Origin of the sequence: Janibacter sp. Y6 (genome assembly GCF_040900765.1) — a bacterium.
In the GTDB taxonomy this organism is placed as follows: Bacteria; Actinomycetota; Actinomycetes; order Actinomycetales; family Dermatophilaceae; genus Marihabitans; species Marihabitans melonis.
The window spans coordinates 472,800-496,737 of sequence record NZ_JAKLYZ010000002.1; the positions used below are offsets into that span (position 1 = coordinate 472,800).

At 72.2% G+C, this 23,938-nt stretch carries 26 protein-coding genes; 9 read left to right on the forward strand and 17 right to left on the reverse strand.

Annotated elements, in window-relative coordinates; all coding sequences use genetic code 11:
• The first annotated feature begins 51 nt into the window (after positions 1-51).
• The 3 genes from L6241_RS07205 to L6241_RS07215 all read left to right on the forward strand — a co-directional run bounded on the left by L6241_RS07205 (position 52) and on the right by L6241_RS07215 (position 2,077).
• Positions 52-747: a hypothetical protein gene (locus tag L6241_RS07205; RefSeq protein ID WP_368245538.1), complete on the forward strand. Its 696-nt coding sequence runs from the start codon at positions 52-54 to the stop codon at positions 745-747.
• Between the two features lie 89 nt (positions 748-836).
• The gene (locus L6241_RS07210; protein ID WP_368245539.1) at positions 837-1,664 is read left to right on the forward strand and encodes an SGNH hydrolase domain-containing protein; all 828 of its coding nucleotides are present in this window, start codon (positions 837-839) and stop codon (positions 1,662-1,664) included.
• 50 nt (positions 1,665-1,714) lie between these two features.
• Positions 1,715-2,077, forward strand: coding sequence for a tRNA-binding protein (locus L6241_RS07215; protein ID WP_368245540.1), 363 nt, complete (start codon positions 1,715-1,717; stop codon positions 2,075-2,077).
• 13 nt (positions 2,078-2,090) lie between these two features.
• Here L6241_RS07215 and L6241_RS07220 read toward each other — a convergent pair whose 3' ends face one another.
• The 4 genes from L6241_RS07220 to L6241_RS07235 form a co-directional block, all read right to left on the reverse strand.
• Entirely contained in the window at positions 2,091-2,912 is an 822-nt protein-coding gene (locus tag L6241_RS07220; RefSeq protein ID WP_368245541.1) for an anti-sigma factor, read from the reverse strand.
• Positions 2,905-3,429, reverse strand: coding sequence for an RNA polymerase sigma factor (locus L6241_RS07225; protein WP_368245542.1), 525 nt, complete (start codon positions 3,427-3,429; stop codon positions 2,905-2,907). The genes L6241_RS07220 and L6241_RS07225 overlap by 8 nt, the downstream gene beginning before the upstream one ends.
• A gap of 64 nt (positions 3,430-3,493) precedes the next feature.
• A complete protein-coding gene (locus L6241_RS07230; RefSeq protein WP_368245543.1) occupies positions 3,494-4,201 on the reverse strand; it encodes a class F sortase in 708 nt (235 codons plus the stop codon).
• Positions 4,202-4,236: 35 nt separating this feature from the next.
• Positions 4,237-5,037, reverse strand: coding sequence for a DUF4397 domain-containing protein (locus tag L6241_RS07235; RefSeq protein WP_123093221.1), 801 nt, complete (start codon positions 5,035-5,037; stop codon positions 4,237-4,239).
• A gap of 175 nt (positions 5,038-5,212) precedes the next feature.
• Between L6241_RS07235 and L6241_RS07240 the strand changes: the two genes are divergently transcribed.
• Positions 5,213-5,587: a PH domain-containing protein gene (locus L6241_RS07240; RefSeq protein WP_368245544.1), complete on the forward strand. Its 375-nt coding sequence runs from the start codon at positions 5,213-5,215 to the stop codon at positions 5,585-5,587.
• 287 nt (positions 5,588-5,874) lie between these two features.
• Here the strand turns inward: L6241_RS07240 and L6241_RS07245 are convergent, their stop codons facing one another.
• Positions 5,875-6,978 (reverse strand): hypothetical protein, encoded by a 1,104-nt coding sequence (locus L6241_RS07245; protein ID WP_368245545.1) that lies wholly within the window; start codon positions 6,976-6,978, stop codon positions 5,875-5,877.
• 145 nt (positions 6,979-7,123) lie between these two features.
• Between L6241_RS07245 and L6241_RS07250 the strand changes: the two genes are divergently transcribed.
• Together L6241_RS07250 and L6241_RS07255 are read left to right on the forward strand one after the other, a co-directional pair.
• Entirely contained in the window at positions 7,124-7,642 is a 519-nt protein-coding gene (locus L6241_RS07250; protein ID WP_191564195.1) for a peptidylprolyl isomerase, read from the forward strand.
• Between the two features lie 153 nt (positions 7,643-7,795).
• Entirely contained in the window at positions 7,796-8,530 is a 735-nt protein-coding gene (locus tag L6241_RS07255) for a rhomboid family intramembrane serine protease (RefSeq protein WP_368245546.1), read from the forward strand.
• Positions 8,531-8,856: 326 nt separating this feature from the next.
• On the opposite strand, the gene L6241_RS07260 is transcribed toward L6241_RS07255, so the two are convergent.
• Positions 8,857-9,201, reverse strand: a complete 345-nt coding sequence (locus tag L6241_RS07260) for a cell division protein CrgA (protein ID WP_368245547.1) — start codon at positions 9,199-9,201, stop codon at positions 8,857-8,859.
• A gap of 98 nt (positions 9,202-9,299) precedes the next feature.
• Here L6241_RS07260 and L6241_RS07265 point away from each other — a divergent pair, with 98 nt between their 5' ends.
• Genes L6241_RS07265 through L6241_RS07275 form a run of 3 tightly spaced genes read left to right on the forward strand, consistent with a single transcriptional unit; the run spans position 9,300 to position 11,856 of the window.
• Entirely contained in the window at positions 9,300-10,088 is a 789-nt protein-coding gene (locus tag L6241_RS07265; protein ID WP_368245548.1) for a DUF881 domain-containing protein, read from the forward strand.
• A 19-nt stretch (positions 10,089-10,107) separates the two neighbouring features.
• Positions 10,108-10,764: an aminodeoxychorismate/anthranilate synthase component II gene (locus L6241_RS07270; protein ID WP_252975589.1), complete on the forward strand. Its 657-nt coding sequence runs from the start codon at positions 10,108-10,110 to the stop codon at positions 10,762-10,764.
• Positions 10,765-10,776: 12 nt separating this feature from the next.
• Positions 10,777-11,856 (forward strand): YihY/virulence factor BrkB family protein, encoded by a 1,080-nt coding sequence (locus tag L6241_RS07275; protein WP_368245549.1) that lies wholly within the window; start codon positions 10,777-10,779, stop codon positions 11,854-11,856.
• A gap of 13 nt (positions 11,857-11,869) precedes the next feature.
• On the opposite strand, the gene pknB is transcribed toward L6241_RS07275, so the two are convergent.
• The 11 genes from pknB to L6241_RS07330 form a co-directional block, all read right to left on the reverse strand.
• Complete coding sequence (gene pknB / locus L6241_RS07280) at positions 11,870-13,801, reverse strand: Stk1 family PASTA domain-containing Ser/Thr kinase (RefSeq protein ID WP_368245550.1); 1,932 nt, start codon at positions 13,799-13,801, stop codon at positions 11,870-11,872.
• Positions 13,802-13,868: 67 nt separating this feature from the next.
• Positions 13,869-15,323, reverse strand: a complete 1,455-nt coding sequence (locus L6241_RS07285) for a peptidoglycan D,D-transpeptidase FtsI family protein (protein WP_368245551.1) — start codon at positions 15,321-15,323, stop codon at positions 13,869-13,871.
• The gene (locus tag L6241_RS07290) at positions 15,320-16,696 is read right to left on the reverse strand and encodes an FtsW/RodA/SpoVE family cell cycle protein (protein WP_368245608.1); all 1,377 of its coding nucleotides are present in this window, start codon (positions 16,694-16,696) and stop codon (positions 15,320-15,322) included. The genes L6241_RS07285 and L6241_RS07290 overlap by 4 nt, the downstream gene beginning before the upstream one ends.
• Positions 16,693-17,937, reverse strand: coding sequence for a Stp1/IreP family PP2C-type Ser/Thr phosphatase (locus L6241_RS07295; protein ID WP_251719705.1), 1,245 nt, complete (start codon positions 17,935-17,937; stop codon positions 16,693-16,695). Before L6241_RS07295 ends, L6241_RS07290 begins: the two co-directional genes overlap by 4 nt.
• 3 nt (positions 17,938-17,940) lie before the next feature.
• Complete coding sequence (locus tag L6241_RS07300; RefSeq protein WP_251719704.1) at positions 17,941-18,423, reverse strand: FHA domain-containing protein; 483 nt, start codon at positions 18,421-18,423, stop codon at positions 17,941-17,943.
• Positions 18,424-18,504: 81 nt separating this feature from the next.
• Positions 18,505-19,488 carry an FhaA domain-containing protein gene (locus L6241_RS07305; protein ID WP_368245552.1) on the reverse strand — a complete coding sequence of 328 codons (984 nt, stop codon included), beginning with the start codon at positions 19,486-19,488 and terminating at the stop codon, positions 18,505-18,507.
• A 126-nt stretch (positions 19,489-19,614) separates the two neighbouring features.
• Positions 19,615-20,226 (reverse strand): transcriptional regulator, encoded by a 612-nt coding sequence (locus L6241_RS07310; RefSeq protein ID WP_368245553.1) that lies wholly within the window; start codon positions 20,224-20,226, stop codon positions 19,615-19,617.
• Between the two features lie 131 nt (positions 20,227-20,357).
• Complete coding sequence (locus L6241_RS07315) at positions 20,358-21,227, reverse strand: biotin-dependent carboxyltransferase family protein (protein WP_368245554.1); 870 nt, start codon at positions 21,225-21,227, stop codon at positions 20,358-20,360.
• Positions 21,224-21,895, reverse strand: coding sequence for an allophanate hydrolase subunit 1 (locus L6241_RS07320; protein ID WP_368245555.1), 672 nt, complete (start codon positions 21,893-21,895; stop codon positions 21,224-21,226). Before L6241_RS07320 ends, L6241_RS07315 begins: the two co-directional genes overlap by 4 nt.
• A 5-nt stretch (positions 21,896-21,900) precedes the next feature.
• Positions 21,901-22,668, reverse strand: a complete 768-nt coding sequence (locus L6241_RS07325) for a LamB/YcsF family protein (RefSeq protein ID WP_368245556.1) — start codon at positions 22,666-22,668, stop codon at positions 21,901-21,903.
• A gap of 8 nt (positions 22,669-22,676) precedes the next feature.
• Entirely contained in the window at positions 22,677-23,915 is a 1,239-nt protein-coding gene (locus L6241_RS07330) for an NRAMP family divalent metal transporter (protein WP_251719698.1), read from the reverse strand.
• Positions 23,916-23,938: the final 23 nt, after the last annotated feature.

The window sequence follows — 23,938 nt, forward strand, 5'->3', positions numbered from 1 at the left end:
AGCACATCTCTCCAGGAGCTCGCTGTCGGGGGTCGACGGTAGTAGTTGGACATGAATCGGACGCTCGCAGGACAGCTCGCGGCCGACGTCGAGGCGATCGAGTTCTACCTCTCGCGACGCGTAGACCTGCGCGCGTCCGGTCTCGAGAGCGTGCTTGGTGATCTCCCGACGCCCTCGTTGACGGTCGTCGGGTACGGCGACGGTGTGCGTCCCGGTCAGGTGTCGACTGTCGTCGACGAGCTCGCCCGGACGGCGCTGCGATCCGGACGGTCGGTCGAGCTCACCAGCGGCCGCGAGTGGACCGGGGTGGCCCGCGCGTCAGCGATGGTCGGCCGTCGGGTGGCGACGCGCCTCCCCAGCGACCGTGAGGTCGACGCAAGCAAGATGTTGGGCGAGATGGCGAGTGCGGGCGGGTCGCTGGTGGTCCGTGGGCTCGATGATCTCCCTGCCTCTGGCGTCCCTCACCCGGCCAGGGTGGTCGACCTGTGGCTGGTCGACGACGTCGCGGGTGTCGAGGAAGCGACGGGTGTTGACCAGGCTCTGACCCTCGACGTCTCGCCGATGGGCCTGCGACGGCTGAGTCGCCAGAAGATGTGCGCGGTCGTCGCCACCGTCGACTGGCGGCTGACGCAGCGGTGGCGGTGGGAGAGGGAGGCCGACGCTGTCGTGGAGGTCGGCGTTGACGAGGACGGGCGGGCTGTCCTGGGGGATGGCCACGACCCAGTGCGTCTGCCGCCGGGTTTGTAGCGGTCGAGAGTCCATGCCGGCCGTGACGAAGGGAGACGCCCGACGATCATTGGTGGAGGGATCGGCCGGGTGGGAGGACCATGCTGAGCATGCCTGCCGCCCGTCTGCTCGTCGCGCCCGCACTCATCGCGGCCTCGCTCCTTGTCGTTGCTCCACCCGCAGCGTCGGCCGACGGTGTCGACCCGTCGACCGTGCGCGCCACGCAGCTCGACGAGCCCTTCCACTACGCCACCGGCGATCACCTGACAGGCGCGCGCGAGGTCCCGACGACGCGTCGTTACGGGTACGGGCGACCGGTCTTCCTCGTCGGTGACTCGATGGCCGGCCAGCTGGCGGATGGCCTGCGTCGGTCGACCGCGGGCCAGCACCGCGCCCTGCTCCCCCGTACGAAGTCCGGCGGGATCTTCCGACTGCCGGCAGGCGACTCCCCTTCGGGCCGGTGGTCCGCCCGGGTCCGCAGCCAGATCCGGGCCGAGGCCCGCGACGGCCGTCGGCCGATCGTCGTGCTCGCCGGACGAGGGCTCGGCACGAGCACCCAGATCCGGTCGACCGTGTGGCGCTTGCGAGCCGACGGCGCCACGGTCCACCTCGTGACGGCGTCGCCGCTGCCCGCAGACGTCGCGACGCTCCCTTCGTGCGTCGTCGCGTCGAGCAGCCCGACGACTCGCTGCCGCTTCCGCCTCACCGACGCGGACGCCGGACGGTCCGCGACGCTCACCGCCGCCCGGCAGGCCAGCCCACGCATCTCCGTCCTCGACCTCACGCCCATCGCCGCCCGCGGGTCGGGCCCGACCTACTCGCCCGTCCACACCGGGACCGACGGGCCGGTCCAGGTCTACCGGGGCGTCTCCAACCACCTCACCGCCACCTGGTCCCGGGAGGTCCTCGCCGGCCGGCTCGCGACCCTCACCCGCTGACGCACGCACGGGACGCCCCATCCAGTCACCGGCGTGCGAGCATCACCCCCGTGGACGAGGCCCAGGACGCACAGACCACGGAGCCCCTCGACTGGGCGACCTTCGAGCGAGTCGACCTGCGGGTCGGCACCGTCACGGCGGCCGAGCCGAACGCCCGGGCCCGCAAGCCGGCCTACGTCCTCCAGGTCGACCTGGGACCGCTGGGCATCAAGACCTCCAGCGCGCAGATCACCGACCTCTACGAGCCCGAGGACCTCGTCGGCCGGCAGGTGCTGTGCGTGGTCAACTTCCCGCCGAAGCGCATCGCGGGGGTGGTCTCTGAGGTCCTCGTGACCGGGGCGCCCGACGACCAAGGGCATATCGTCCTCGCGACGACCGCCAGCACCGTGCCCGACGGCAGCCGGCTCGCCTGACGCCGGCAGCCTCTCAGGCCCCGAGCGTCCCCCGGGCCAGCGAGTCGCCGGAGTGCTCCGGCTTGTCGTCGAAGGCTTCGCGCGAGATGTCAACGACCGTGTAGCCCTCGTCGATGAGGTCCTGCGTCACCGTGTAGTCCTGGGGCGAGTCACCGTCGAGGACACCGACCGACACCATCCGGGACCCGTCGGTGTTGAGCAGCCACACCTCGAGGTAGCCGGGCCCCTTCGGCAGCGACTGCGGCTGCACCCGCAGCTGCAGGCCGTCGCCGGCGCGCACGAGCTCGGCCTGGCCGCGCGCGTCCTTCGCGTCGTCGACCGTGCTGAGCCGGGCCACCTCGGTGACCTCGGGGCTGGGGTCGCCGATGCCGCGCCCGAGGGCGAGGCCGACGACGAGCGCGGCGACACCGGCGAGCCAGGGCACCGTGCGCCGCAGGCTGAAGCCGCCGGCGGACCGCTCCGCAGCAGGGGTCGGGCCGTCGCCCGCCCGGTCGGCCGGGGCCGGCACGGCACGGGCCGGCCGCTCCTCGCCGACCACCGTGAGCGCGGGCCTGCCCATCTCGGCGGCGATCGCGTCCCACACCCGTTCGTTGGGGTACTGCCAGGCGATCTCGCCCCGGTCGTCGACCGCGCGGGCGAGGGGTCCCCCTTCGCCGGGCACCCGGCCACGGGCCAGGTCGCTCAGCTCGGCGAGGTCGGCGGAGCACTGCGCGCACCCGGCGACGTGCGCGACGACGTCCGGGTCACCCGGCAGGCCGTCCCTCACGTCGAAGGCGTGGTCCGCCAGCGCGTCCTCGTCCGGGTGGCCGTCGGGCCAGCGGGGGGTCTCAGTCATCGTCTCGCACCTCCTTGAGCACCTGTCGTAGGTGGATCAGCCCGCGCCGGGCGTGACTCTTCACGGTGCCGAGCGGCAGGTCCAGCCGGTCGGCGACGTCGCTGTGGCTCAGCCCCTCCATGATCGTCATCCGCAGGATCTGGCCGCGCGGGTCGCCCATCGCCTCGAGCTCGGCGATGACGGCGATCTCGAGCGCGTGGTCGCGCGAGGTCTCCGGCCCGATCCGCCCCGTCTCGTCGGCGACGGCACGCAGCCGCCGCGACTCCTGCCCCCGGGCCTGGAGCACGTCGGCGATCTTGTGCCGGGCGATGCCGACGAGCCAGCCGGGCAGGGCGGTGGGCGACGGGCGGAGGTTCTCCGCCCCGCGCCACGCGGCGAGGAAGACCTGCTGCGTCACGTCCTCGGCGTCCTGCCGGTCACCCAGCGCGCGCAGCGCGATCGTGTAGACGAGGTGCGAGTAGTGCCGGTAGGCCGCCTCGATCGCCGACGGCTGGCCCTCGCTCAGCTGCACAGCCATGGCTTCACGTTCCTCGGGAGCGAGGTCCCGGTGCGGGGGCGTCGTCGGGGGCACATCGCCGATCCTATTCACGCCCTGCGACGGGTTCGGCGATCGCGACGACGTTGTCCTCGTAGTGCCCGGTCTTCGGGTCGAAGGCCCCGCCGCACGTCACGAGGTGTAGCGCGGGCCGTCCGGAGCGGCGGAAGAGGGCGTCGAGGTCGAGCTCGGTCTTGCGGGCGAGCACGACCTCGCGCACGCGGTAGGTGGTCGTCCCGGCCGACGTCCTGACGGTGACGGCATCCCCCTTCGAGAGGGTGTCGAGACGGGCCAACGGCCCGGGACCGAGCTCCTTGGTGTCGACGTGCGCGGTGATGACCGTCGCCCCGTCCTGCCCGGGGGCGGACCCGAACTTGTACCAGCCCGCCTGCCTCGGGTCCTCGGGGATGCTCATCGCCCCGGTCGTGTCGACGCCGACCGGGCGGACCGGGAGCGTCGCGTCGAGCTCGGGCACGCTCACCGAGGTGGGTGCGGGAGGGGCGGCCGAAGGGGTGGCGGGCGCCGTGGCGACGGCGGTCCGGGGAGCCTTCGCAGCCTTCGTCGAGCCCGGCGAGGGCGACGTCCCGGAGGACGTCGGTGAGGGAGCGGCGCTCGAGGTGCTGCTCGACCCGCCCGTCGTCGACGGCCCCGACAGGGCCGCGTCCACGGTGCCGGCGTCGTCGGCCGACGGGCGGGTGAGGAAGAGCAGGACGGCACCCACGAGGAGCGCGGTGACGGCGGCGAGACCGATCACGCGCCCTCGTGGGTGCCGCGCCCGGGTCATCAGGATCAGGCCTGGACCCGGGACTTGCGGCGACCCGCGAAGAAGACCAGACCGCCGGCCGCGAGTGCGCCCAGGGTGGCCATCGCGTAGCGACCGGTCTCGTCAGCCGCCGCGACCTGACCGCCCGAACCGCTCGGGACCCCGTTGGGGGAGGAGTGCATGCCCGAGATCGACTGGGTGGCCAGCTTGAGGTTCTTGTCCTTCGCGCTGCCCCACGCGTAGACGATGGTGTTCGTGCCCTCACCGAGGTTCAGGTCCGCCGGGCCGATCGCCACGGTGTCCGTGCCCGCGAGGACGACGTCCGCCGAGACCGTGCCGGCCGCGACGTCAGCGCTCTCCTCGTTGGGGTTGGTGAGGTTCGAGAAGACGACCTCCTCGTTCGCGCGGACGTCCACCGCGGGGGCGGCGGCCGTGTGGCGCACCGTGAGGCGGGCCTTGCCGGCGTCGATCGCGCTGGTGTCGTTGACGAAGGGGGTGAGCGCCGGCTGGTCGTCGGCGTCGAGGTGGGCGACGACGGTGATGTTCGCACCGGCGGGGACGTCGACGTCGTTGGCCTCGACGATGGCGTCGCCGTCGGCACCGGCGCCCGCGGCGGTCACCTTGAGGTCGTACTGACCCTCGGGCAGGGCCTGCGGGTCCGTGAGGGTGCCGGGCTTGAAGTCGGTGAGCAGGGCGTCGCCGTTGACGTAGACGTCGACGGTGGCGCCGGGCACGGCGTGGAGGATCGAGACGTGCGCGTCGTCGGCGGCGTGTGCCGGCGCGGCGGCGGAGAGCCCGACGAGGGCCATCGCTGCGGTGACTCCCATGGCGCGAGTGGTGGCAGACATTGGATTACCTCTCCTTCGAGTGAGGACGCCCTGTGCGTCCTGTCATCTCGTACTTCCCGCGGGGAGGCGCTGTCGGATGCAGCTGTCCGAAGACTTTTTTGAAGATTTTACGATCCGGGGTCGTGGGCATGGTTCAGGTGGGAGGGTGCGGACCATGGAAACCACAGCCATCACCTCGTGGACGCTCATCGAAGAGATCCCCATCCCGCAGGACGTCCTGTCGCTCCTCGTCGAAGGTGAGCAGGCAGTCGCTGCCTACAAGACCTTCCGCGACTCGGCGATCTTCACGACGAAGCGACTCATCGTCCGAGATGCGCAGGGTCTGAAGGGGAAGAAGGTCGAGGTCTACTCGCTGCCCTACAGCCGCATCGACATGTGGTCCTCCGAGAACGCCGGGGGCATGTTCGACTTCAACTCCGAGCTGGAGATGTGGACGCGTGCAGGACACATCAAGATCAAGCTGGACAAGAAGATCGACATCCGTCGCCTCGACCAGCTGATCGCCTGGGCGGTGCTCGGCGCGAGCTGATTGATGCGGCTCTGCGGTCTCGAGGCTCGCTGGCGCTCGCACCTCGACCAGCGGCTGTTGGTGGTCGAGGTGCGAAGGCCCCCCAGGGCCTGGGCCTCGAGACCCGGTGAGTCTGGGTGCGGTGGTCTCGAGGCTCGCTGGCGCTCGCACCTCGACCAGCGATGGGGCTGGCGCTCGTATTCGACCAGCCATGGGGCTGGCGCTCGTGTCTCAACCCACCCCAAGACACGACGAAGGGGTGTCACGGCTGATGCCGTGGCCACCCCTTCGTCATTGGTCGTGCTGGGTCAGCCCCGCTTGTCGTCGGGGTTCTGGCCGTCGTCGGCCCAGTCGCGGGCGCTGCTCCAGGCGTCGCCGCCCTCGCCGTTGGTCTGAGCGGTCTCGTCGGGGGAGCCGACGTGGGCCTGGGTCGGGTCGTCGGAGGCGAGCTCGTCGATCTCCTCGTTGGACAGCGGGCGGGTCTCGCCGAGACCGGTGTCGCCCGAGCCCGTGGAGGGAGCGCCCTGGTCGCCGACGCCGTCCGGGTGGCCGGTCATCGCGGCGTGGGTCGTGTCGCCCTCGCCGAGGACGGGGCCGTCACCGGCGTCGAGCGAGGGGGCCGCGGAGCCCGCGACCGGCACGTCGTCGGTCGAGACGACCTCGTCCGCGACGACCTCGTCGGCGATCGGGGTCTGACTCGTCGCCGCGGCGCCGTCGGTCACCGGGGCGGCCGGGGTGACGCTCGAGGCGCGACCGGTGTCGGGCGCCTTGTAGGGGTCACCGGCGGGCACTGCCCACGGGTCCTTCTTCGGCTTCTGCTGCTTCTTCGCGACGTAGAAGGCGACACCACCGGCGACGAGCGCCAGCAGCAGGACCTTCCAGCTGCGGCCCGAGCGGCGGGTCTCGCCCTTGATCGCGGCGAGCGCGGCGTGGGTGTCGTGGTCGTCCTTGAGCGCGTGGAAGGCCTCCGGGGCGCGCTTGCCCGCCTCGTCCGCGACCGACTTCGTCGTCGCGGCGCCGGTGGCGGCCAGGCCGGTCGCGGTGGCGACGACCTTCGGCAGGACGTCGTCGACGATCGTGTCGCGCAGGTCGTGGGCGCCGTCACCGGCGCGCTTGCCGGCCTTCTTCGCGTCCTTGCGCAGCTGCTTGGTGCTCTTCGAGGCATCCTTGCGCAGCTGCTTGCCGGTCTTCTTCGCGTCCTTGCGGACGTCCTTGCTCGCGTCGGCGGCCTGGGCACGCAGGTCGGCGCTCTTCGCGCTCGCTGCTGCGCCGAGCCCGGCCGCCCGGTCCGAGCCGGTCTCGGCGCCCTCGGCGACCTTGTCGATGAGGGTGTGGATCTTGGCCACACCCGACTCGGCGCCCTCGTGGGCGGCGACGCGGCCCTTCTCGACCTTGCTCTCCGTGCGGAACACCGGTCCTCCTCGAATGTCGTGGGTGGTGCTTCGTGCGTGGTGCTTACGACCCATCCTGCCCCGGATCGCCTGGCGATACGCCGTCGGCGTCCAGGGAATCCGGGGCTCTCACCGCACGCACGGGTCGCTGTGCCAAACTCGCCACATGCAGGCGATCCTCCACACCAACCACGGCGACATCACCATCGAGCTCTTCCCGGACGTCGCTCCGAAGACCGTCGACAGCTTCGTCGGCCTCGCGAAGGGCACGAAGGAGTACAAGGACGACGCGGGCCGCACCAACCCGACGCCCTTCTACGACGGCCTGGTCTTCCACCGGATCATCTCCGGCTTCATGATCCAGGGCGGCGACCCCCTCGGCGAGGGCTTCGGCGGCCCGGGCTACACCTTCGACGACGAGCCCCACCCCGAGCACACCTTCGACAAGCCCTACCAGCTCGCCATGGCCAACGCCGGCAAGCGCATGGGCAAGGGCACCAACGGCAGCCAGTTCTTCATCACCGTCGCGCCGACCCAGTTCCTCTACGGCAAGCACACGGTCTTCGGCGAGGTCGCCGACGGCCCGAGCCGCGAGGTCGTCGACAAGATCGCCGCGGTCCGCACGGGCGCCAACGACAAGCCGGCCGAGCCGGTCGTCATGGAGTCCGTCGAGATCGTCGACTGACGACTCTCCCCCTTCGCGCTGCGCATGTCCGAGCCGCCCATCTCCGGGCCCCCGCCGACCTGCCCCCGTCACCCTGACCGGGTCAGTTATGTCCGCTGCCAGCGGTGCGGCAGGCCGGCGTGCTCGGACTGCCAGCGCCCCGCAGCGGTCGGCGTGCAGTGCGTCGACTGCGTGCGCGAGGCCGCCCGCGCCGACCGACCGACGCTCACGCCGCTCGGCGGCCGGGCCTCGCGCAGCGACACGCCCTACCTCACCCGGGCGATCGTCGCCATCTGCGTGCTCGTCTACCTCGGCGAGCTCGCGACCCCGCAGGTCTACGGCGAAGGGGCCCTCGCGGCCTTCCTCGCCGTCGACCAGCCGTGGCGCCTGCTGACCTCGGCCTTCCTGCACTCGCCCTCGCAGATCTTCCACATCGTCTTCAACATGATGGCGCTGTGGTTCGTCGGGCCCTACCTCGAGGGCCTGCTCGGGCGCGCCCGCTTCCTCGGGCTCTACCTCGTCTCCGCGCTCGCGGGCTCGGTGACCTACCTGCTCTTCCAGCCGGTCGGCTCCACCCAGGGCGTCGTCGGCGCCTCCGGCGCGGTCTTCGGCCTCTTCGGCGCGCTCGTCGTGCTGCAGCGCCACCTCGGCCGGGACAGCTCGGCGATGGTCGGCACGATCGCCATCAACGCCGTCCTCGGTTTCGTCATCCCCAACGTCGCCTGGCAGGCCCACCTCGGCGGGCTCGTCGCCGGTGCCGCCATCGCGGCCGGCTTCGCGCTCGCCCGTCAGCGCCGCGCACCGGCCATCGCGTGGGGCACCCTCGGCGCCGTCGCTGGCCTGACGATCGCGCTCTTCGTCGTCAAGTACGTCATCCTCGCGCCGGCCGTCGTCATCCCCATCGCCTGACGCCGGCGGGCCGGGTCCCCCTTCGCCCGTCTTACACGGGTGTCATTCATCCCCAGGTGTGCACAAGCCTGTGGACAAACCCCGATATCCACACACAGGCCGGGCGAAGTTGTCCACAGGTCTGTGGGTGACGGGCCCTTCGTGACCTGTCGATGAACGCATCTGACCCCCTCTAGCGCGATCGCTAGAGAGGGCCAGACAAGACGATCGGGCGGTCCAGTCCCAACTTTCCCGCCCTGGGCGGGAAAGTTCGACCTCGGGAAAGAAATGTTCTTGCCCGAGGTCGAATGTTCCCGCCCTGGGCGGGAAAGCTGAGGCGGCCGGGGCTACTTCCAGCGGGTCGTCATGACGAAGCCGGCCATCATCAGCGCGAAGCCGGCGCCGAGGTTCCACTGGCCCCACGCGGCGACGGGGTACTCCTGCTGGGTGATGTAGAAGGTGACGACCCAGATGAGCCCGAGGAGCATCAGGCCGAGCATCACCGGCACGTACCAGCTGGGGTTGCCGATCTTCTGCGCCTTGACCTTCTCGCGCTTGGCCTTGACGGGCTTGTCGGCCTCGGCCTCCGCCTCCGCACGGCGCCGGGGGTCGCCCGAGCGCTTGCCCGCGCTCGTGCTCGCGACCTTCTCGGTCTGCTCGAGCTCGTCCTCGTTCTTCTTCGACGGCGCCACGTCGTCAGTGCTCCTCGTCACGGGGAGGCGCGCGGACGCGCCGGGTCAGTGCCTTAGCGTAGAGGTCTGAGCACCGGTGACGAAGGGAGGTGCCCGCGATGGGGGAGCACGAGGCCCCGAGCCGTCCGCACGGACCGCGCCGACTGGTGCGCTGGTACCTCGACCACCGGCCCACCCGGTGGTCGGCGGGAGTGCCCGTCATCGCCCTGTGCGCCGGCCTGCTCTTCTCCGTCTCGGGCACGACTGCGCGCGGGGGAGACCTGCGCTCGGAGGTGACGACGCTGCCCGCGCTGATCCGTGAGCGCACCCACGACAACGCCGTGAAGGCCCGGCGCGCCGAGGAGCTGCGCACGACGGTCACCGCGCTCACGAAGGAGCGCTCGCCGGGCAACCAGGAGATCGACCGCATCAGCCGCGACACGACCAACATCTCGCCGAAGGCCGGCTTCGAGGAGGTCCGCGGGCCCTCGGTCTCGGTGAGCCTCGACGACGCGCCGCTGGACGCCGACCAGATCCCCGAGGGCTTCGACGTCGACGACGTCGTCGTGCACCAGCAGGACGTGCAGGGCGTGGTCAACGCGCTGTGGCGCGGCGGGGCTGAGGCGATGATGATCCAGGACCAGCGGATCACCTCCACGAGCGCCGTGCGCTGCGTCGGCAACACCCTCATCCTCCAGGGCCGGGTGTACTCGCCCCCCTTCGTCATCACCGCGATCGGCGACCGCGACGCCCTGCAGGCCTCGCTCGACGAGGACCCGACGGTGAGCATCTACCGCGAGTACGTCGACCAGATCGGTCTGGGCTACGAGGTCACGTCGAGCGACGAGACGACGCTGCCCGCCTACGCCGGGCAGAGCCAGCTGGCGCACGCCCGGGCCGCGCGCTGATCGCAGGCATACTGCACGTGTGAGCACCGTCCTCGTCGTCGACAACTACGACAGCTTCGTCTTCACCATCGTCGGCTACCTCCAGCAGCTCGGCGCGCAGACGACCGTCGTCCGCAACGACGCCGTGAGCCCCGCCGACGGCGCCGACTTCGACGGCGTGCTCGTCTCGCCGGGGCCGGGCACCCCCGAGCAGGCCGGCGTCTCGATGGCGATGATCGAGGCTTGCGCCGAGCGCGCCCAGCCGATGCTCGGCGTGTGCCTGGGCCACCAGGCCCTCGGCGTCGTGTGCGGCGCGACCGTCGGTCGCGCGCCCGAGCTGCTCCACGGCAAGACCAGCCAGGTCGAGCACGACGGCACCGGCGTCCTCGCCGGGCTGCCCGAGCCCTTTACCGCAACCCGCTACCACTCGCTGACGATCGAGCCCGAGACGATACCGGACACCCTCGTGCCCAACGGGCGCACCGCGAGCGGCATCGTCATGGCCGCGCACCACCGCGACCTGCCCCTGCACGGCGTGCAGTTCCACCCCGAGTCCGTCCTCACCCAGGGCGGTCACCGGATCCTCGCCAACTGGCTCGAGCTGCTCGGCGACGACGGCGCGGTCGCCCGCTCCGAGGGGCTGAGCCCCCTCGTGCGCGACGCCGAGGGCGTCGCCCGCATGGTCGCCGCGGGCTAGGGCGCACCGACCGTGAGCGCGGGGGCGACGACGCAGCAGGGCAACGACAGCGGGCAGGGCGGGGGAGAGGACGCGCGGCCCCGGGTCGGCCCGGTCGACCGCTTCCAGCGCGAGCACCCGGTCCTCGGCATGCCGATCGCCGTCGTCTACAAGTTCTTCGACGACTTCGGCGGCTACCTCGCCGCGCTCATCACCTACTACGGCTTCCTCTCGCTCTTCCCCCTGCTGCTGCTCCTGTCGACCCTGCTCGGCATCGTCCTCGAGGGGCACCCGCAGTGGCAGCAGCGCATCCTCGACTCGGCGTTGTCGGAGTTCCCCATCGTCGGCGACGAGCTGCGCCAGACCGGGACCCTCGGTGGTGGCACCCTCGGCGTCATCATCGGCTCGGTCGCCGCGATCTACGGCGGGCTCGGTGTGGCGCAGGCGCTCCAGTACGCGATGAACACCGCGTGGATGGTCCCGCGCAACTCGCGGCCCAACCCCTTCGTCTCGCGCGCCCGCGGCCTGATGATCATCCTCACCGCCGGCCTGGCGGTCGTCGCGACGAGCGTGCTCACCCAGGTGGCGAACAGGCTCGTCGTCGGTGCCTGGCAGAGCCTGGCGGTCGACCTCGGGTCGGTCGTGCTCAACGCCGGCGTCTTCACCTTCCTCTTCATCATCTCGACGACCCGCGCCCCCACGCCGCGCCAGGTGCTGCCGGGCGCGGTCATCGCCTCGATCCTCTTCCTGCTGCTGCAGAACGTCGGCGTGCTCTACGTCGGCACGGTCGTCAGCCGCGCGAGCAACGTCAGCTCGGTCTTCGCCATCGTCCTCGGCCTGCTGATCTTCATCTACAGCAACGCCGTGGTCATCCTGCTGTGCGTCGAGGTCAACGTCGTGCTCGCCGAGCGGCTGTGGCCGCGCGCGCTCCTCACGATCTTCACCGACGACGTCGAGCTCACCGACGCCGACCGCCGCGCCTACCGCGGGCAGGCCCGGGCGCAGCGGCTCAAGGGCTTCGAGAAGATCTCCGTGAGCTTCGAGCGACCCCGCCCCGAGGTCCCGGAGGACGACGAAGGGGGAGCCGACGCTCCCCCTTCGACCGCGTCCTGACGGGCGGGTCCGGCTACGGCGTCTGCGCCGTCGTCGAGCGCGGGTTCGGCGTCGACGGGCTGGCCGGGCCGCCCGGGGTCCCGTTGCCCTGGTCGCCCTCCTCGCCGTCGCTCGGGTCCGTCGTCGTCTCCGGCGGGCTCGTCGTGCTCGGGTCGCTCGTCTCCGGAGGTGTCGTCTCGGAGGTCGAGGGCGGCGGCGGGGTGACCGTCGTCGTCTCCGTCTTGTCCTGGGGCCCGGCGATCTCGATCTTCACCGTGCGGCCCTGGGCGATCTTCCCGGCGCCCGGGTCCTGGCTGAGGATCTGACCGGCCGGCTCGTCGGAGGGGACGGTGACCTCCTCGGTCAGCAGACCGAGGGCGAAGATCTCGGGGCGTGCTTCGCTGATCGGCTGACCGACGAAGTTGGGGAGCTGGACGTCACCGCTGGCCACGACGAGGTCGACGGTGCTGCCGGCCTCGACCTGCTCGGACTGGCCGGGGCTCACCGAGATGACGCGGTTCTTCTTCTGCTCGTTGCTGTCCTCGAAGGTGACGTCGCCGACCTTCAGGCCGGCGTCGCGGATCGCCTTCTCGGCGTCCGATCGGCTCTGGCCCACGACCTGGGGGACGGTGGCCTGCTCCGGGCCCTGCGACACGGTGTAGGCGATCGTCGACCCCTCGTCGACCATCCGGCCCTCGGGCACGCTCTGCTCGAAGACCTGGCCCTCGGGGGCCGCGTTGTTGGCCTCGGACCGGTCACCGTCGAGACCGAGGTCGGCGAGCTTCGCCTCGGCCGCGTCCTCGTCGAGCCCGACGAGCTGCGGCGCGGCGACCCGGACGACCTCCGGCGGCTGGTTGGAGTCCCAGACGTACCACCCGAGGGCGGCGACGGGGATGAGGAGCAGGAGCGCCAGCAGCCAGCCCAGGCCACCGCGCCGGCGACGCTCGGGCTCGAGCGGGGTGGGCGGGTCCTGGATCGGGCGGAAGGTCGAGGTGTCACCGAGGTGCTGCGCCGGGGCGGCCGCGGCGAGGGCGACCGTGGGGTCGGCCTCGAGCGCGCCGGCGCCCGCGACGGTCGCGAGGGCACCCTGCGCGAGCTCGCTCACCGGACGGCCGGCGCGGACGGCGCGCAGGTCGTCGGCCATGTCCGAGGCGTCCTGGTAGCGCTCGTCGCGGTCCTTGGTGAGCGCGGCGGCGACGACGGCGTCGAGGTCGCTCGAGACCGTGGGCTCCAGCGAGCTCGGCAGCGGGATCGGCGCGTTGACGTGCTGGTAGGTGAGGCTGATCGGCTCGCCGGTGTACGGCGTCGTGCCGGTCATGAGCTCGAAGAGCAGGCAGCCGACGGAGTAGACGTCACTACGGTTGTCGACGGTCTCGCCCCGGGCCTGCTCGGGCGAGACGTACTGCGCCGTGCCGATGACGGCTGCGGTCTGCGTCATCGTGGCCTGGGTGTCGGCGACCGCGCGGGCGATGCCGAAGTCCATGACCTTGACCGTGCCGTCGGCGGTGAGCATGACGTTGCCGGGCTTGATGTCGCGGTGGACGATGCCCATGCGGTGGCTGTACGACAGCGCGTCGAGGACGCCCTCGCAGATCCGTGCGGCCTCGGCGGGCGCGAGCGGGCCCTGGTCGTTGAGGACCTCGCGCAGGGTCTGGCCCTCGACGAGCTCCATGACGATGTACGGCACGGACAGGCCGGCGCCGCCGGACTCGGTCGTGCGGTCCTCGCCGGAGTCGTAGACCGCGACGATCGAGCGGTGGTTGAGCCCCGCGACCGACTGGGCCTCACGGCGGAAGCGGTGGAGGAAGGAGGTGTCGCGCGCGTGGTCGCTGCGCAGGATCTTCACCGCCACGGGTCGTCCGAGACGGGTGTCGTAGCCACGGTGGACCTCGGCCATGCCGCCTCGACCGATGAGCTCGCCGAGCTCGTACCGTCCTCCGAGCAGCCGGGGGGTGCTTGTCGTCACGACGTCCTCTCTTCCTGTGCCGCCATTGTGGCCGACACGACGTCTGACCTGGTCAGGGGTCCAGTGCTCACTCGAGCACCGCCTTCATCACCGCGGCGCTGATCGGCCCGGCGACCGAGCCGCCGTACGCCTCGTTGCCCGCCCGGCCGCCGTCCTCGACGACGACCGCGACCGCGACCTTGGGGTTGTCCGCCGGGGCGAAGCCGGTGAACCACGCGTGCGGGGCCGCGCCCTCGGCGTGCTCGGCGGTCCCGGTCTTGCCGGCGACGCTCGTGCCGGGGACCGCGGCCTGGGTGCCGGTGCCGCGCTCGACGACGAGCTTCATCATGTCGGTGAGCTCGGCGGCAGTCTCGGGGTCGATCGCCCGCGAGAGCTGCTCGGGCTTGGTGTCGGAGATGACCGACAGGTCGTCGCCCTGCACCCGCTCGACGACGTAGGGCCGCATGACGACCCCGTCGTTGGCGACCGCGGAGCTCATCATCGCGACCTGCAGGGGCGTGACGCGCACGTCGTACTGGCCGATGGCCGACTGCGCCTCCTGCGGCGGGTTGAGCCCGGTGGGGAAGGTCGAGGGCGTGACGTCCATGGGGATCTCGAGCTTGTCGCCGAAGCCGAACTTGCTCGCCTGGTCGCCGACGGTGTCGCCGCCGAGCTCCATGCCGAGCCAGCCGAAGGCGGTGTTGCACGAGTCCTGCATCGCCACGGCGAGGGTGACGCGGTCGTTCGGGCCGCACGCGCCGGGGTGGCTGTTGGGGAGGCCGACGTCGGTCTGGGGCAGGTCGAGGACCGCGGGCCCGGGGATCGACGAGCTCTCGTCGTAGTCGCCGGACTCGATGGCGGCGGCCGCGGTGACGACCTTGAAGACGGACCCCGGCGGGTAGAGGTTGCCGCCGATGGCGCGGTTGACGAGCGGGCGGGAGGAGTCGGCGTTGAGGCTCTCCCACGCCTTGGCCGCCGTGCCCTGCTCGTGGCTGACGAGCGGGGTCGGGCTGTACGTCGGCGAGGAGTACATCGCGAGGATCGCCCCGGTGCGCGGGTCCATGGCGACGACGGCGCCGCGCTGGTCGCCGAGCGCCTCCTTCGCGGCCCGCTGGGCCTGCGGGTCGATGGTCAGCTCGAGCGAGGCCCCCTTCGAGGCCTTGCCGGAGAGGATGTCGGAGACCCGGCCGTAGAAGAGCGTGTCGTCGGTGCCGCTGAGCAGGGAGTTCGCGGCGCCCTCGAGCCCGCCGCCGGCGCCGTACTCGAAGGAGTAGTAGCCGGTGATGTGCGCGTAGGTCTCGGGCGAGGCGTAGACGCGCTGCCACTGCAGCTCGTCATCGGAGGGCACCGAGCGCGCGATCGGCTGACCGCCGAGGAGGATCTGGCCGCGCTCCTGGCCGTAGTTCTTCAGCGCGGTGCGGCGGTTGTCGGGGCGGTCGTTGATCGCCTCGGCCCCGACGACCTGGAGCCAGGTCGAGGAGACGAGCAGCGCGGTGAAGAGCAGCGCCGCGAGCATCGAGAGGCGTCGGATGGGCTCGTTCATCGGGTGCTCACCACCTCGGTCGGGGCGTCCATCGACGCCGGGTCCAGCTCGGGCTCGGGACGGCGCGCGTGGTCGCTGATGCGCAGGAGGATCGCGGCGAGGGTCCAGTTCGCGAGGAGCGAGGAGCCGCCGTACGCGACGAAGGGGAGGGTGAGACCGGTGAGCGGGATGACCCGGGTGACCCCGCCGACGACGACGAAGACCTGGAGCGCGACGGTGAAGGCCAGACCCGTCGCGAGCAGCTTGCCGAAGCCGTCGCGCAGGCCGATGGCCGAGCGCAGACCGCGCTCGACGAGGATCGCGTACAGGGCGATGATCGCCATGATCCCGACGAGCCCGAGCTCCTCGCCGAGGCTGTTGAAGATGAAGTCGGTCTCCGGCAGCGGCGTCGACCACGGCCGGCCGCGCCCGAGCCCCGTGCCGAGCAGCCCGCCCGCGGACAGCCCCATGAGACCGCTCACGAGCTGGCCGCACTGGCGGGTGCCCTCCTCGCTGAAGGGGTCGACCCAGCACAGGACGCGCGTCTGCAGGTGGGGGAAGAGGCGGTAGGCGACGAAGGCGCCGAAGCCCGCCAGGCTCAGGCCGATCGCGATCCAGCTGACGCGCTCGGTCGCGACGTAGAGCATCGAGACGAAGAGGCCGAAGAGGAGCAGCGAGGTGCCGAGGTCGGTCTCGAGGACGAGGACGAGGACCGAGGCGACCCAGGCGACCAGGATGGGCCCGAGGTCACGGCCGCGCGGCAGGGTGAGCCCGAGGACCTTGCGGCCGGCGAGGGCGAGCACGTCACGGGTCTGCACGAGGTAGCCGGCGAAGAAGACGGCGAAGCAGATCTTCGCCACCTCGGCGGGCTGGAAGGTGAAGGGCCCGATCTTGATCCAGATGTTCGCGCCGTAGACGTCGTGACCGATGATCGGCAGCAGCGGCAGCAGGAGCAGCACGAGGCCGAGCAGGCCGGCGGTGTAGGTGTAGCGGCGCAGGACGCGGTGGTCGCGCAGGGCGACGAGCACGGTGAGGGCGAGGGCCACGCCCAGCGCCGTCCACTGCAGCTGCTTGAGGGCGTAGCCCTCGCTGAAGTCCCGGCCGGCAGCCAGGTCGAGGCGGTGGATCATCACCAGGCCGATGCCGTTGAGCAGGGTGAGGATCGGCAGCACGAGCGGATCGGCGTACGACGCGCGCCAGCGCAGCACGACGTGGAAGACGAGCGCGATGGCCGCGAGCATGCCGGTGTGGGCCAGCAGATCCGGCGGCACGGAGCCGTTGGCCGCCACCTCGACGTTGATGTACGCGAGGACGACGACGCCGATCGCGAGCGCGACGAGCAGCAGCTCGACGTTGCGGCCGCGCTTCGGGGCGATCGTCGTGATCGTCTTCAGCGACCGCACGGCTCGCCCTCGCTGCGCAGCTCGGCGCACCGCTTCGCGGCGACGCGCAGGTCGTCGACCTTCTTCTGGGCATCGCGCTCGGAGTCGACGCTCACGCTCTCCTCGATGCTGCCGCGGTAGAAGTCGGGCAGGTCGGAGAGCATGACGTCGGTCTGCTCGACCGCGGATGACAGCGGGATGGGGCCGAGGTCGGAGGCGATCCCGCGGTAGATCGTCACGCGGCCGTCCTGACCGGCGATGTAGTACTGCTGCTGCGTCCAGGCCCACGCGCCGTAGAGGATCGCGCCGAGGACGAGCGCGACGACGCCGAGCGCGGCGACCCGCCGCAGCCAGCGGCCCCGCCGGGTCGAGCCCTCTTCGGCGAGCTCGAGGTCGGGCTCGGGGGTCTCGGGCCGCACGAGGGCGGCAGCCTTCTCGGCCGGGGTGGTCGGGATGGCGCGCGTCGAGCTCGAGCGCATCGAGGCCGACCCGACGACCTGCGGCTGGGTCGAGGGCGGGGTCCCGTCGGCGCTGTCGACGACGTCGGCGACGATGACGGTGACGTTGTCGGGTGCGCCCGCGCGCAGGGCGAGGGCGACGAGGTCGTCGGCGGTCTCGGCGGGGGTGCGTCCCGAGGAGAGCTGCTCGGCGATGGTGTCGCGGGCGACGAAGCCGGACAGGCCGTCGGAGCACAGCAGGTAGCGGTCGCCGAGACGGGCCTCGCGGGCGCCGACGTCCGGGTCGTCGTCCTCGTCTCCGGTGAGGACGCGGGTGACGACCGAGCGCTGGGGGTGGGTCGAGGCCTCCTCCTCGGTGATCCGGCCCTCGTCGATGAGGGTCTGGACGAAGGAGTGGTCCGTCGTGATCTGGGTGACGGTGCCGTCGCGCAGGAGGTAGGCGCGGGAGTCGCCGATGTGGGCGAGGATGAGCTTGTTGCGGGCCCGCATGAGCGCGGTCGTCGTCGTGCCCATGCCCGAGAGCTCCTTGCGCTCCTCGGCGATGCGCGCGATCTCTCGGTTGGCCCGGCGGATGGCCTTGCCGAGCTGGGCGCTCGCCTCGGACGCGCCGAGCGAGTCGTGGTCGAGCTCGACGAGCTCGGTGATCACCGTGGCGCTCGCGATGTCGCCCCCGGCGTGCCCGCCCATGCCGTCGGCGACGACGAGCAGGTGGGGCCCGGCGTAGCCCGAGTCCTGGTTGTCCGAGCGGACCAGCCCGACGTCGGAGCGCGCTGCGTACCTCAGTCCGATGGCCATGCGTCAGCTCCGCAGCTCGAGGCGGGTCTTGCCGATGCGCACGGTCGTGCCGGCCTCGACGGGGACCGCCTCACCGACGCGGAACTCGCCGATGAAGGTGCCGTTCGTGCTGCCGAGGTCCTCGACGTACCAGCCGTCGTCACCGCGGATGATCCGGGCGTGACGCCCCGAGGCGAAGTCGTCGTCGAGGACGAGGGTGCACTCGGGGTTGCGCCCGATGAGCACGCCCTTGTCGCGCAGCGGCAGCGAGGTGCCGGCGAGCGCGCCGCCGGTGATGACGAGGTGGGTCGGGGTGCGGGGGTTGCGGCGCGGCGTGTCGGCCGCCCGCTTCTCCTTGCGCGAGCGCCGGCTCGAGGCCGAGCCCTGCCGCGCGATGACGCGCGTGCCGTAGAGGTCGGAGCGCAGCACGCCCGCGAGGGAGAGGACGAAGGCCCACAGCAGGATGAGCAGGCCGAGGCGCAGCACGGTGACGGTCAGCTCGCTCATGGGGCTCCTCTCGAGATGTCGCGGTCGGACGGGATGGCCGCGGCGCGGGTGGCCGCAGGTGGGCAGGGTAGTCGTCGAACCTCAGCGACGCGCCAGCCGGAAGATCACGCTCGTGCGCCCGACGGTGATGCGGTCGCCGTCGTGGAGGGGGCAGGCGTCGACCTGCTCGCCGTTGACGTAGGAGCCGTTGGTGCTGCCGAGGTCGCGCAGGTGGGCGACCTGGTGCGGTCCGTCGTTCGTGACGCGGACCTCGGCGTGGCGGCGTGAGATGCCCGGGTCGTCGAGGACGACGTCGGCGCTCTCGTCGCGGCCGAGCACGGTCATGGCGCTCATGAGCGGGTAACGCTCGCCGTCGACCTCGAGCCAGGGCAGGTCCTGCACCCGCGGCCGGCGGGCGGCCGCACGAGCGGGCTCCGGGGTGCGGGGCTGAGGTGCGGGCACGGGAGCCGGCGCCGGGGCGGCGGCCGCACCGCGCGCGGAGGTCGGCACCTCCCACTCGTCGTCCTCGACGTCGTCGTCCCACCACTCGTCGGCCGAGGGCGCGGCCGGCGCCGGGGCGGGCGCGTGGGTGGGGGCGGCCGGGGCCTGGGACCGGCCCTGCGGCACCGGCGCGGAGTACTCGTCGTAGTCCTCGCCCTCGGTCTCGACGTACTCCTCGCGGTACTCCCGCACCGCCGAGGGGTCCTCGACGCGCTGCCGGGCGGTCGCCGGGCGCACCCGGAAGACGCCCGTCTCGAGCTCGTCGTCGGACTCGAAGATCACCTGCAGCGGCCCGCCGGGGCGGTAGCGCTGGGTCTCGGCGTGCTCCTGGGCCGCGGCGATGAGCTCGTCCTCGAGCTCCTCGTCGTACTCCGTGAGCCGGTCGTAGTCACCAGGGGAGAGCTCGATGGTGAAGAGGTTGGGCACCGCGGTGCGGCCGCGCCCGATGAGGGTCGCGCGGTCGTCCATGGCGCGCCGGACGGCGGAGGCCAGCTCGAGGGGCTGGACCTCGGAGCGGAAGGCCTTGGCGAAGACGCCGTTGACCGTGCGCTCGAGCTTGCGCTCCATGCGCTCGAAGAGACTCATGCCGAGGCCCTCCCTTCGTCTGCGTGCGGGCTGGGTGCGTCATCGATCCTAACCACCAGCCTGGGCGCAGCCTGGGACGGGCGAAGGGGGACCACCTCGCGGTGGTCCCCCTTCGTCACCGCTCGCTCACGGGAGCTCGATGGTCCACTCCTCCTTGGGGAAGGTCTTGTCGGAGCCGATGACCTTCGCCGCGAGGCGGGTGTAGACGAACTCGTAGGAGTCCGCGCGGGTGTTGACCTGGAAGGCGAGCCAGCCCGTGGCCTCCTCGCCACGGCTCGGGCCGTCGAAGGGGGTCATGCCCGCGGCCTCGAGCTCGTCGTCGACGATGCTCGTCGAGGAGGAGTCGGTGCCGTCGGCGCGGAGCGTGAAGGGGCCGTTGACGCCGCCGCTGAACTCGTCGCCGGCCTTCGCGTCGATCTCGACGAGGACGATCTCGCCGCCGTCCTCGGCGATGTTGGCGAAGTCCTCCGAGGCGAAGTCGCGCACGATCTTCGTCACCTCGACGGTGTTGCCGAGCTCGGGGTCCTCGACGCTCTCGCCGACCTCGACCTCTTCCAGCTCGCCGGCGGGCGCGCTCGTCTCGGAGGCGCTCGTCTCGCTCGAGCTGCTCTCCGAGGCGCTCGCCTCGGTGGCGCTCGAGGTCTCGCTGGCGCTCGCGGTGCTCGCCGCGTCGGTCTCGGCGCTCTCCTCGCCGCCGCACGCGGTGAGCAGCAGCGCGACGGCGGCCGTCGCGGTCATGGTCCGGATGTGCACGGTGTCCCTCTCGTCGATGGGTGCACCGCCCCCTGCAGCGGTGCACACCGCTGCCAGTGTCGGCGAGGTCCGCTCCCGGCGTACCCCACGAAATCGCGGACCTCGTGGGTCGGGCGTCACTGGTCCCAGCGCAGGCGCACGTCCTGACCCGGCACGAGCTGGGCGGCGAGGTCGACCGCGGCCGCGCGCAGCACGCCGAGGACCGGGTAGCCGCCGGTCACCGGGTGGTCGTTGAGGAAGAGGACGGGCAGACCGCTCGGCGGGACCTGGATCGCGCCCCGGACCATCCCCTCGCTGGGCAGCTCGGCGTCGCGCAGCTCGGGGTGACGCTCCAGCGGCTCGCCCTCGAGGCGGATGCCCACGCGATCGCTGTGCGACGTGACGCGCCACGGCGTGCTCGCGAGGCGCTCGGGGGCGGCGAACCAGTCCAGCCGCGGCCCGGGCAGCACGTCGAGGGTCACCGTGCCGGGGTCGGGACCGGGCACGCCGGCGACGTCGACGTGCGGGAAGCGAGCGGTGACCCGGCCCACCGGCAAGACCTGGCCGGGACGCACCGGCGCAGGGCCCAGGCCGGACATCGTGTCGCTCGAGAGCGAGCCGAGGACCGGCTGGACGTCGATCCCGCCACGCACGCCCACATAGGTGCGCAGCCCCGCGGTCGGCGGCTGGAGGGCGAGCTCCTGGCCGTCGCGGATCGCGAAGGGGGAGGCCATCGGCACCGCTCGCCCGTCGACCGTCGCCGGAGTGGTGGCCCCGGTGAGGCAGGCGAGGAGATCCCCCTTCGCCCGCAGCTGCAGACCACCGAAGGTGACCTCGAGGGACGCGGCGTCGGGGAGGTTGCCGAGGAGCCGCCCGCCGAGGAGGTGGGCGCCGATGTCGGCGGCGCCCGCCCGGCCGACCCCGACGGCGAGGTGGCCGACCCGGCCGAGGTCCTGGACGAGCGCGAGCGGACCGGTCGCGAGGATCTCGACGGCACGCGTGCTCATGACCCGACCTCGGTGAAGCGCACGGTCGTGCCGGGTGCGAGGAGGGCGGGCGGGTCACGGTCGGCGTCCCACAGGACGACGTCGGTCGAGCCGACGAGCTGCCACCCGCCGGGCGACTCGCGGGGGTAGATGCCGCTGAACTCGCCGGCGAGGCCGACGGCGCCGACGGGCACCTTCGTGCGGGGCTCGCTGCGCCGCGGCACCTCGAGCCGGGGGTCGCCGCCGACGAGGTAGGCGAAGCCGGGGGCGAAGCCGCCGAAGCCGACGCGCCACGGCGTGCCGGTGTGCGCGGCGACGACCTCGGCCGGGGTCAGTCCCGTGTGCTCGGCGACGTCGGCGAGGTCTGGGCCGTCGTAGCGCACCGCGATCTCCACGACCCCCGTCGCCTCGCTCGCGCTCGACCGGTCGGCGTGGTGCGCCGCGGCCCGGATCTGCGTGGCGAGGTCGGCGAGGTTCGTCGTGCGGCGGGCGAGGACGAGCAGGGTCCGGGCGGCGGGCACGAGGTCGTCGACCTCGGCCCACACCCCCTCTCCCGCCTCGGCGAGCGGGGCCAGCACCGCGTCGAGGGCGAGGACGGCGTCGATGTCGTCGGTCTCGACGAGCCACGCCGCCTCTCCCATGGGCAGGAAGCGCACCGGGACGCCGCTCGCCGAGGTCTGACCGGGCATCGCGATCACCCGGCGAAGGGGGCGATGCCCACGCCCGCGTCGGCGAGGGCGGTGCGCACGGCGCGCGCCATGGTGACCGCGCCCGGGGAGTCGCCGTGGGTGCAGATCGAGCCGGCGTGGACGGGCACGTCGGTGCCGTCGACGGCGGTGATCACCCCGTCCGTGACGAGCCGGACCATCCGGGCCGCGACCTCCTGCGGGTCGTGCAGGACGGCGCCGGGCTCGCGCCGGGAGACGAGGGTGCCCTCGGGCGTGTAGGCCCGGTCGGCGAAGGCCTCGGCGACGGTGGTGAGACCGGCCTGCTCCGCGTGCCGCAGGAAGGCCGAGCCCGGCAGGCCGAGGACCGGCAGCGTGGGGTCGACGGCGACGACGGCCCGCACGACCGCGGCCGCCTGCTCCTCGTGGTGGACGATCGCGTTGTAGAGCGCGCCGTGGGGCTTGAGGTACGCGACCCGCCCGCCGGCGACCCGCGCGAGCAGCTCCAGCGCGCCGACCTGGTAGACGACGTCCGCGGTGAGCTCGGCGGGGTCCATGTCGACGAAGCGGCGGCCGAAGCCGACGAGGTCGCGGTAGCCGACCTGCGCGCCGATGACGACGCCGCGCTCGACGGCCTGCTCGCAGGTCCGAGCGAGGGTGAGGCTGTCGCCGGCGTGGAATCCGCAGGCGACGTTCGCGCTCGTCACGAGGTCGAGCATCGCGGCGTCGTCGCCGAGCTGCCACGTGCCGAGGGACTCGCCGAGGTCGGAGTTGAGGTCGATGGTCGCTGTCGTCATGGCGCTCCTCAGGCCCACAGCGCCTGGAGGCCGGTGATCGACTGCCAGCCCAGCCACAGCGTGAGCAGCCAGGCGAGGACGCCGACCCCGAGCAGCCACCTCGGGTAGGCGTAGCCCCGGAGCAGGTCGCGGCGGCGCCAGGCGACCCAGAGGATGACGGTGAAGCCGATCGGCAGGATGAGCCCGTTGAAGCCGCCGGCGAAGACGAGCAGCTTGACCGGGGCCTTGCCGAGGACGAGGAAGAGGACCGTGCACACGACGATGAAGGCGACGGTGGCCAGGTTGCGGGTGCGCGGCGAGGTCGCCTGCGTCGTGAGGAAGGAGACGGTCGTGTAGCTGGCCCCGATGACCGAGGTGATCGCCGCGGCCCAGAAGATGATGCCGAAGGCCCGCAGCCCGAAGTCGCCGGCGGCCTGCTGGAAGGCGCTCGCGGCCGGGTTGTCCTCGGCGAGCTTCGCCCCGCCGTGGACGACGCCGAGGACGGCGAGGAAGAGGATCGAGCGCATCACGCCGGTCACGATGATGCCGAGGACCGAGCCGCGGGCGATGTCGCCGGCGTGCTCCGGGCCGGTGCTGCCCGACTCGATGAGCCGGTGGGCACCGGCGTAGGTGATGTAGCCGCCGACGGTGCCGCCGATGAGGGTGGTGATGGCGAGGACGTCGACCTGCTCGGGGAGCGCGGCGTTCTTCAGGGCGAGGCCGACCGGCGGGCCGCTCGTGACGGCGATGTAGGCCGTGAGCGCGATCATCACCAGGCCGAGGACGACGACGGTCTTGTCGAGCGCGGCGCCGGCTCGCTTGACGAGGAAGATCGCGACGGCCAGGACGGCGGAGACGACGGCGCCGGCCTTCGGGTCCAGGCCGATCATCGCGTCCGTGCCCAGGCCGGTGCCGGCGATGTTGCCGATGTTGAAGATGAGCCCGCCGACGAGGATGAGTGCGGCGAGCGCCCAGCCCAGACCCGGTGCGATGCGGTTGGCCAGCTCGTTGGCGCGCAGCCCCGAGACGCCGATGACGCGCCAGACGTTCATCTGCACGGCGACGTCGACGAGGATCGAGACGACGATGGCGAAGGCGAAGGCCGCGCCGAGCTGGACGGTGAAGTTCGTCGTCTGGGTGATGAAGCCGGGGCCGATGGCCGAGGTGGCCATGAGGAACATCGCGCCGAGGAGGGCGCTGCGCCCGGTGCTGCTCCGTGCGGTGTCTCCCTCGACCGGCTCGGCGGGGGTGGGGGTCCTGGCGTCCATGGGGGCTCCGGCCTCTCGTGCGC

Bases quoted from the DNA above. Each gene is read 5' to 3' on its own strand.
- L6241_RS07205 (WP_368245538.1), top strand. From the start codon at position 52: ATGAATCGGACGCTCGCAGGACAGCTCGCGGCCGACGTCGAGGCGATC.
- L6241_RS07210 (WP_368245539.1), top strand. From the start codon at position 837: ATGCCTGCCGCCCGTCTGCTCGTCGCGCCCGCACTCATCGCGGCCTCG.
- L6241_RS07220 (WP_368245541.1), bottom strand. From the start codon at position 2,912: ATGACTGAGACCCCCCGCTGGCCCGACGGCCACCCGGACGAGGACGCG.
- L6241_RS07225 (WP_368245542.1), bottom strand. From the start codon at position 3,429: ATGGCTGTGCAGCTGAGCGAGGGCCAGCCGTCGGCGATCGAGGCGGCC.
- L6241_RS07235 (WP_123093221.1), bottom strand. From the start codon at position 5,037: ATGGGAGTCACCGCAGCGATGGCCCTCGTCGGGCTCTCCGCCGCCGCG.
- L6241_RS07240 (WP_368245544.1), top strand. From the start codon at position 5,213: ATGGAAACCACAGCCATCACCTCGTGGACGCTCATCGAAGAGATCCCC.
- L6241_RS07250 (WP_191564195.1), top strand. From the start codon at position 7,124: ATGCAGGCGATCCTCCACACCAACCACGGCGACATCACCATCGAGCTC.
- L6241_RS07265 (WP_368245548.1), top strand. From the start codon at position 9,300: ATGGGGGAGCACGAGGCCCCGAGCCGTCCGCACGGACCGCGCCGACTG.
- L6241_RS07285 (WP_368245551.1), bottom strand. From the start codon at position 15,323: ATGAACGAGCCCATCCGACGCCTCTCGATGCTCGCGGCGCTGCTCTTC.
- L6241_RS07295 (WP_251719705.1), bottom strand. From the start codon at position 17,937: ATGGCCATCGGACTGAGGTACGCAGCGCGCTCCGACGTCGGGCTGGTC.
- L6241_RS07300 (WP_251719704.1), bottom strand. From the start codon at position 18,423: ATGAGCGAGCTGACCGTCACCGTGCTGCGCCTCGGCCTGCTCATCCTG.
- L6241_RS07305 (WP_368245552.1), bottom strand. From the start codon at position 19,488: ATGAGTCTCTTCGAGCGCATGGAGCGCAAGCTCGAGCGCACGGTCAAC.
- L6241_RS07310 (WP_368245553.1), bottom strand. From the start codon at position 20,226: ATGACCGCGACGGCCGCCGTCGCGCTGCTGCTCACCGCGTGCGGCGGC.
- L6241_RS07315 (WP_368245554.1), bottom strand. From the start codon at position 21,227: ATGAGCACGCGTGCCGTCGAGATCCTCGCGACCGGTCCGCTCGCGCTC.
- L6241_RS07320 (WP_368245555.1), bottom strand. From the start codon at position 21,895: ATGCCCGGTCAGACCTCGGCGAGCGGCGTCCCGGTGCGCTTCCTGCCC.
- L6241_RS07325 (WP_368245556.1), bottom strand. From the start codon at position 22,668: ATGACGACAGCGACCATCGACCTCAACTCCGACCTCGGCGAGTCCCTC.
- L6241_RS07330 (WP_251719698.1), bottom strand. From the start codon at position 23,915: ATGGACGCCAGGACCCCCACCCCCGCCGAGCCGGTCGAGGGAGACACC.